Raw genomic sequence first — 7,081 nt, 5'->3', positions numbered from 1 at the left:
TCGTCCGACAACACCAACTCGGCCTTCGGCCGACCAGTCCGCACCATAGACCCAGTCTATATTTATGAATGAAATTCCAGACTCAGGACACTAGGCTGTGTGTCGAAAGTGGATCTGGTGCTGTGGATGATCACGGTTCATGGGTCGGGGAGGTCTCACGAACGAGCAGTGGGCGGTGCTGGAGCCGTTGTTGCCGAAGGGCACGAAGGCGGGCCGGCCACCTGTCTGGCCCGCAGGCAGGGTGACCTGCAGAAGGAACCGCCAGGCGGTGTGTTCACCGAACCCGAGGATCACGGACTGGGTCGCTCACGCGGCGGGTTCATCACCAAGTTGCGCCTGGCCGTCGAGCAGGGTCAGAAACCCATGTCGATCGTGATCACGGCCGGGCAGCGCGGCGACTCGCCGCAGTTCGAACCCGTGTCGGACAAGGTCCGCGTGCCCCGCATCGGTCCGGGACGGCCACGCGTCCCCCAACCGCGTGCGGGCCGACAAGGCGTACGCCTCCCGCAGGAACCGCGGCTACCTGCGCCGCCGCGGGATTCGCTGCACCATCCCGGACAAGGCCGACCAGGCCCGCAACCGCCGAAGGCTCGGTTCCCGCGGCGGCCGGCCGCCGCGCTTCGACCCGGCCGACTGCCGCGAGCGCCACGCGGTCGAGTGTGGGATCAACCGCCTCAAGAGGAACCGCGCTGTCGCCACGCGGTACGACAGGCTCGCCGTCCGCTACGAAGCGACAGTCCTGGTCGCGGCGATCAACGAGTGGCTGTCATCCTTCACTGAAAAGGCATCGGGGTCCACGGCAACGCCTCCCGCCAGCCCTGTCGATCGTGAGCCCAGTCCATCATCACCTTGGCGGTCGACTCTTCTGGGCCGAACACTTCATGGAGCCTTGGAACGTGGGCTTGGTAGTGCTTGTCTGCACTGCCTTCGCGGTACTCGGCCTGGTAGCTGAGGTCGTCGTTCAGGTACACCTGAATGTAATGCTGATCCACAGGCTCCAGATCGAGTCTTTCCAGGATCACAAACCGGTGCGACAGGTTCATCTCAGACAGCAGGTCGTGCAGAACCTCCTCGGTCGGATCGTCCACGGTACGACCGCCCGCTTCAACTACACGCAGCACTGGCTTTAGCATGCACGCGACTGTACCGACCCATAGGACTCAACTGCCCGGCCGTTCACAACCTCCCGAGGCAGAACACCTAGCCCGATGACGAGGCCGGCCGCGCCGCCCACCTTCCAGGAGAGGCAGCTGCGATCTTTGCCCAGGCGGACGAGCTCAACGCCCACATCGCTCGGTTCCTCGAACACTACGGGTAGGCTCGTAGGTATGGGAATTGACTGGGAGAACATACTCGGCGCAAGCGGTAACGGCCTCGACGATGCCTACGACCGCGCGGTCTCCGCGGCCATGTACAGCGATGACCCGGTGGAGGACCGTCGGCCACTCCCGGTCGGCGAAGAGCACGACGACACAGACGGCTTGCGCTGAACTCAGGAAACGCCCCGGCAAGCCGCGGCGTTTCGTCGTCAGGTCAGGGGTCAGTCAAGAGGCGGCCGAGCTCAACTCTGCGGCTCGATCGCCGCCTTCACCGAACTCGTCATCCCCGGCAACGGCACAGGTGACGGCCAGCACGACGGCACGGGGTGCTGGCCGAGCACCGAGGTCACGGCCTCGGCCGACGGATGAAGGCCGAGTCGATCCGACAGGCCCACAGGGACTGTCCGGACCTCGGTGACCTCCTGACCGACACCGCCGACAGCAACGCGCACATGCGACGGGTCCACGACGGTCTCGGCTACACACCCACGCACACGACACACCGGTATCAGCTCGACCTTTAGCAGAGAGCGGACAGGCCGGACCGGGACATCACCCCGCCCGGCCTGTCCGTGCTTTCGATACACGCCCTAACCCTTGACGGATCCGGCCAGCAGACCGCGCACGAAGTACCGCTGCAGGCCGAAGAAGACCGCCAGCGGGATGACGATCGACAGGAACGCCCCCGCGGTGAGCAGCTCCCAGCGTCCGCCGAAGGAGCCGGACAGCTGTGCGAGCCGGACGGTCATCGGCGCCACCTCCGGGGTGCCGCCGGCGAAGGTCAGCGCCACCAGCAGGTCGTTCCAGACCCAGAGGAACTGGAAGATGGCGAAGGAGGCCAGCGCCGGCGTGCACAGCGGCAGCACGATCGAGCGGAAGATCTTGAAGTGCGAGGCCCCGTCCACCACCGCCGCCTCCATCAGGTCGCGCGGCAGCTGGGCGATGAAGTTGTGCAGCAGGAAGATCGCCAGCGGCAGCGCGAACATGGTGTGCGCCAACCAGACCGGCGCGTAGGTGCCCTTGAGGTCCACCGCCGGGATCAGCGTCAGCGGGCCCAGGTGCGCGCCGCCGGAGAACAGCTTCAGCAGCGGGATCAGCGCCATCTGGATCGGCACCACCTGCAGCGCGAACACCACGAAGAACACCGTGTCGCTGCCCCGGAACCGCACCCAGGCCAGCCCGTACGCGGCCATCGCCGCCAGCACCAGCGGGAACAGCGTCGCCGGGACGCTGATCGCCAGCGAGTTCACCAGGAACGGCATCAGGCCGGTGGAGACGCCGGAGCCGCCCTCGAACAGCACCGTGTGGTAGTTGGAGAGGCCGAGGTCCGGGTGGAGGAGGACGTTCCACCAACCGTTCGCGGTGACGTCCTGCTTGGGGCGCAGCGAGGTGGCGAGCAGCCCGAGGGTGGGGACGGTCCACAGGACGGTCACCGCGATCACGAAGACCGAGGCGAGCGGGCTGCTGAAGGCCGCCCGGACCGGACCGCGCCCGGACCGCAGGCCCGCCGGCGGACGCGCACCCGCCTCACGCCGTGCACCCGCCTCACGCCGTGCACCCGCCTCACGCCGTGCGCCCGCCGAACGCCGTGCGCGCGCCGAACGGAGCACGCTCATCGCACCCCACGCTCCTTCCGCAGCTGGACGATGTTGTAGGCCACCAGCGGCAGCACCGCGAGGAAGAGGATCACCGCGAGCGCACTGCCCCGCCCGGTGTTGAACTGCACGAAGGACTGCGAGTACATCTCGTTGGCCAGCACCTGGGTGCCGAAGTTGCCGCCGGTCATGGTGCGGACGATGTCGAAGGCCTTCAGCGTGGTGATCATGACGGTGGTGAGCACCACCACCACGGTGGTGCGGATCATCGGCACGGTGACGTACCAGAACAGCCGCACCCCGCCCGCGCCGTCCAGCCGGGCGGCCTCGGTCACCTCGTCCGGGATGGCCTTGATCGCGGCCGAGAGCACCACCATCGCGAAGCCGGTCTGCACCCAGACCATCACCGCCATCAACAGGAAGGTGTTCAGCGGTTGGGAGAGCATCCAGTTCGGCGGGTGCTCCCAGCCCAGGGCGATCGCGAGCTGGCTGAGCAGGCCGATCTGCTGCTGCGAGGAGTCCCGGGACTCGTAGACGAACTTGAAGATGATCGAGGCGCCGACCAGCGAGATCGCCATCGGCATGAAGATCAGCGACTTGTAGACCGCCTGGCCGCGCATCCGGTCCACCAGCAGCGCCAGCACCAGGCCCAGTCCGGTCGCCGCCAGCGGCGCGACCACCAGCCAGAGCAGCGTGGTGACCAGGATCTTCTGCACCGAGTCGGTGCTGAACGCCCAGCCGAAGTTCTCGCCGCCGACGAACCGGCTGCTGTCGTCGTCGTACAGGCTCAGGTAGACGGTGCGCACCAGCGGGACGACCAGGCCGACCAGCAGCAGCACCACCGCCGGGCCGAGGAACACCCCGACGGCCAGCGGGCGGGCGAGCCGGCCGGAGGCCCGCCCGGCGACCAGGAAGACCAGCAGCAGGATGCCGAGGAAACCCGCGACGGCGCCGAAGGTGTTGCCGAACTTGACGGCCGCGTCGCCCCAGGCGCCGGCTGCCAGCGCGGCGCCGTCTGCGGGGGTGGAGCCGGATAGGGACATGGCGGTGCGTCCTCCCGTCCGGGAAAAAAAGGGGGAGCGGGCGGTGCGGGTGGGTGGCCCCGCACCGCCCTCGGCAGATGGTCCCTGACGACCGCGGCCGCTACTGCGGCCAGGCCGCGTCGATGTCGGCGGCGGTCTTCTGGACCGACTGGCCCTCGGCGAACCAGGCGGTCAGCGACTTCCACTCCTGCCCGGCACCGACCGCGGCCGGCATCAGGTCCGAACCGTCGAAGCGGAAGGTCGCCGCCGGATCGGTGAGCGCGTCGGCGGAGAGCCGGTCGATCGGGTCGGTGTACAGGCTCTTGTCCACGCCCTGGTTGGCGGAGACCCAGCCGCTCGCCGTCCTCACCCGGCTGCTCGCCCACTCCGGGCTGGACAGGTAGTTCTGCACCGCCTGCACCTCGGGCCGGCTCGCGAACGCCGTCAGGAACTCGCCGCCGCCCTCGACCGGGCTGGGCACCTGCGGACTCACCGCCGGCAGCCGGAACGCGAACACGTCGCCGTCCGGGCCGACCTTGGTCTCCTTCGGCCACTGCGCCTTGTAGAAGGACGCCTGCTGGAGCATGAAGCACTTGCCGGTGAGGATCGGCGCGCCCGCGTCCTGGAAGGTCGTGGTGGCGATCGACTTCACGTCACCGTAGCCGCCGTTGACCCAGGCCGGGTTCTGCATCCAGTCCGCGACGGTCTTCATCGCCGTGGTGATCTTCTCGTCGGAGAACTTCACCTTGTGGCTCACCCACTGGTCGTACACCTCACCGCCGTACGAGCCCAGCACCACCTCCTCCAGCCAGTCGGTGGCCGGCCAGCCGGTGGCCGTCCCGGAGGCGATGCCACCGCACCACGGCTTGCCGCCGCCCGCCTTGGCGATCCTGTCGCTGAGCGCCATCAGGTCGGCCCAGGTCTTCGGCACCTCGTAGCCGGCCTGCTTGAAGGCCTTCGGCGAGTACCAGACCAGCGACTTCATGTTGGCGCTCATCGGCGCCGCGTAGAAGGTGCCGTTCACCGAGCCGTAGGTCTTCCAGACCGGGCTCCACTTCGCCTGGTTGGCGACGGTCTGCTCGGGCGGCTTCACGACCTTGCCGCTCTTCACCATCTGCGCCAGCAGGCCCGGCTGCGGGATGATCGCGAAGTCCGGGGCGTTGCCGCCGGTCACCCGGACCGGCAGCTGCGACTCGAAGTCGTTGCTGCCCTCGTAACTGATCCGGATGCCGGTACAGGAACTGAATTCGGACCAGGACTTCTCCAGGTTGTCCGACTCCGGGCTGAGGATCGACGCGAACACCGTCACCGTGCTGCCCGAATGCCCGGCGTACGGCTGGTACTTGGCGCAGTCCCCGGCCAGCGTCCCGCCCCCGCCGCCCGAGCCGCCGCCGGAGCCGCCCGAACTGTTGGAACAGGCCGCGGTCAGCGCCAGCGCCGCCAGCAGGGCGGGCACCGCGACCAGCCGGCGGGACCGGGTGGCGGGCGGACTCGACGGCGGACTCGACGACGGCACGGTCGGGGTGGGGGTCAATGCGGTCCTCCTCGCCAGGGCGCCAGGCGCCGGCAGTACGACAGAACGACATTGCGCTGTACCGGAGATCGACATGGACGCGGCAGTGGCCGGTTTGACGACGTTAACGCAGCGGCCACCCCTCGCCAAGGTCCGCGTTCAACCTTCGCCCGCACGTGCCGCAGTTGTGACCCGCCGGTGCTCGGGACGTCCCGAACACCGGCGGTGCTCAGTACAGCCGGACCGGCAGCTCCCGCAGCGAGTTCACCACCAGCGACGGGCTCGGCCGCAGCTCCTCGTCCGGCACCGCCAGCGCCAGCCCCGGGAACCGCTCGAACAGCGCCGGCAGCGCCACCCCCGCCTCCAGCCGGGCCAGCGGCGACCCCGGGCAGACGTGCGGGCCGTGCCCGAAGGACAGGTGACGGATCGGATCCCGGGTGATGTCGAACAGCTCCGCCGTCACCCCGTGCTGCGCCGGGTCCCGGCCGATCGCGTTGTACGAGATCAGCACCGGCTCGCCCTTCGGGATCACCACCCCGCCGACCTCGACGTCCTCGGTGGTGAACCGGAACAGGAAGTTGCTGGTCGGCGGCGTCCAGCGGAGCGACTCCTCCACCACCGCGTCCCAGCCGACCTTGCCCGAGCGCACCAGCTCCAGCTGGTCCGGGTAGGCCAGCAGCGCCCGGACGGCGTTGCCGATCAGGTTGACCGTGGTCTCGTGGCCCGCCGCGATGATCACCCGCAGGGTGGCCGCCGCCTCCGCGTCGCTCAACGCCCCGCCTTCGGTGTCGGCCGCCAGCAGCACGCTGGCCAGGTCGTCACCGGGCACCGAACGGCGCTGCGCCACCAGGTCGTTGACGAAGGCGTTCAGCCCGGCGATGGTCGCCTGGATGCCCTCCGGGTTCGGCCGGATGCCGAAGAACCGCTCGTACAGGTCCCGCAGATGGCCGTGGTCGGACTCCGGGACGCCGAGCAGCGAGCAGATCACCGTCATCGGCAGCGGGAACGCGAACACCGTCTTGAGGTCCACCTCGCGCTCCCCCGCCGCCAGCGCGTCCAGCAGGCCGTGGGTGATCTCCTCCACGCGCGGACGCATCAGCTCCACCCGGCGCGGCGTGAACGCCTGCGCCACCAGCGCCCGCAGCCGCCGGTGCTCGGCGCCGTCGGTGGTCACCATGCTCGGACCGGGCACCGCCAGGCCGATCAGCGGCCAGGTCTTCGGCACCTCGCCGCGCTGGTAGGCCGCCCAGTGCGCGGCGTCCTTCACCAGCCGGGAGTCGGTCAGCAGGTCGCGCGCGGCCGCGTGCCGCGTCACCGCCCAGGCGGCGACGCCGCCGGGCAGCTCCACCGCCACCGCCGGGCCGGCGGCGCGCAGCAGCGCGCCCTCGGCCGCGTTGTCGCGTGCCAGCGGATCGAGGGCTATCGGGGCGCTCATTCGCACAACTCTCCTTGGGTTCCTGGTTCTTGAACAGACCTGGCTCGAACGGCCCGGACGTGAACGGCCCTGACGTGAACAGTCCTGGCGTGAACGGCCCCGACGTGAACGGCCCCGGACCGCCGGCGTTCCGGCCGGGACCGGATCGGGCCGGGCCCGGCCGGGGCCGGGCCGAATCGCCGGATCGCCGGATCGGC

At 69.4% G+C, this 7,081-nt stretch carries 6 protein-coding genes and 2 pseudogenes; 3 read left to right on the top strand and 5 right to left on the bottom strand.

Annotated features, from left to right (window positions below; translation table 11 throughout):
• Positions 1-478: 478 nt before the first annotated feature.
• Positions 479-694 (top strand): annotated as a pseudogene (locus tag ACFVHB_RS32275) (IS5/IS1182 family transposase); the annotation flags it as partial.
• A 79-nt stretch (positions 695-773) separates the two neighbouring features.
• On the opposite strand, the gene ACFVHB_RS32270 reads toward ACFVHB_RS32275, so the two are convergent.
• Positions 774-1,133, bottom strand: a complete 360-nt coding sequence (locus tag ACFVHB_RS32270; RefSeq protein WP_380329291.1) for a hypothetical protein — start codon at positions 1,131-1,133, stop codon at positions 774-776.
• Between the two features lie 195 nt (positions 1,134-1,328).
• Between ACFVHB_RS32270 and ACFVHB_RS32265 the strand changes: the two genes are divergently transcribed.
• Positions 1,329-1,490, top strand: a complete 162-nt coding sequence (locus ACFVHB_RS32265; RefSeq protein WP_380329289.1) for a hypothetical protein — start codon at positions 1,329-1,331, stop codon at positions 1,488-1,490.
• A gap of 81 nt (positions 1,491-1,571) precedes the next feature.
• A pseudogene (locus tag ACFVHB_RS32260) lies at positions 1,572-1,843 on the top strand (GNAT family N-acetyltransferase); the annotation flags it as partial.
• 66 nt (positions 1,844-1,909) lie between these two features.
• Here ACFVHB_RS32260 and ACFVHB_RS32255 read toward each other — a convergent pair.
• The 4 genes from ACFVHB_RS32255 to ACFVHB_RS32240 all read right to left on the bottom strand — a co-directional run bounded on the left by ACFVHB_RS32255 (position 1,910) and on the right by ACFVHB_RS32240 (position 6,884).
• A complete protein-coding gene (locus ACFVHB_RS32255) occupies positions 1,910-2,761 on the bottom strand; it encodes a carbohydrate ABC transporter permease (protein ID WP_380329287.1) in 852 nt (283 codons plus the stop codon).
• A gap of 170 nt (positions 2,762-2,931) precedes the next feature.
• Positions 2,932-3,957: a carbohydrate ABC transporter permease gene (locus tag ACFVHB_RS32250; protein WP_380329285.1), complete on the bottom strand. Its 1,026-nt coding sequence runs from the start codon at positions 3,955-3,957 to the stop codon at positions 2,932-2,934.
• Positions 3,958-4,057: 100 nt separating this feature from the next.
• A complete protein-coding gene (locus ACFVHB_RS32245) occupies positions 4,058-5,470 on the bottom strand; it encodes an ABC transporter substrate-binding protein (protein ID WP_380329283.1) in 1,413 nt (470 codons plus the stop codon).
• A gap of 208 nt (positions 5,471-5,678) precedes the next feature.
• Entirely contained in the window at positions 5,679-6,884 is a 1,206-nt protein-coding gene (locus ACFVHB_RS32240) for a cytochrome P450 (RefSeq protein ID WP_380329281.1), read from the bottom strand.
• Positions 6,885-7,081 lie beyond the last annotated feature (197 nt).

The sequence above is a fragment of the Kitasatospora sp. NPDC127111 genome (assembly GCF_042677465.1).
Classification (GTDB): domain Bacteria; phylum Actinomycetota; class Actinomycetes; order Streptomycetales; family Streptomycetaceae; genus Kitasatospora.
The sequence above is the reverse complement of the archived record's forward strand: the minus strand, read 5'-3'. Positions and strand labels throughout refer to the sequence as shown.